Raw genomic sequence first — 395 nt, 5'->3', positions numbered from 1 at the left:
CCTCCGGGGCCACAGTGGCCACCGCCGGGCCCGGCGGTGCGCTGCTTTCCTACGCACTGATCGGGCTGATGGTGTACTTCCTCATGACCAGTCTCGGCGAGATGGCCGCCTACATGCCCGTTTCCAGCTCGTTCTGCACCTATGGCAGCCGGTTCGTCGAAGATGGCTTCGGTTTCGCCCTCGGCTGGAACTACTGGTACAACTGGGCGGTGACCATCGCCGCGGAACTGGTGGCGGCGCAACTGGTGATGAGTTTCTGGTTCCCCGAGGTGCCGGGCATCTACTGGAGCGCGATCTTCCTGGGCATCATGTTCGGCCTCAACGTGATTTCCGCGCGCGGCTTCGGCGAGAGCGAATTCTGGTTCGCCCTGATCAAGGTAGTCACGGTGGTGATC

At 62.8% G+C, this 395-nt stretch carries 1 protein-coding gene; it reads left to right on the top strand.

Annotation, left to right across the window (positions count from 1 at the left end; translation table 11 throughout):
* The coding region (locus FMN52_RS19720; protein WP_148610310.1) for an amino acid permease at window positions 1-395 on the top strand (395 nt) is incomplete at both ends.

Source organism: Marinobacter sp. BW6 (genome assembly GCF_008107725.1).
Classification (GTDB): domain Bacteria; phylum Pseudomonadota; class Gammaproteobacteria; order Pseudomonadales; family Oleiphilaceae; genus Marinobacter.
Note: the sequence above shows the minus strand (reverse complement) of the source record. Positions and strands in the feature narration are given on the sequence as shown.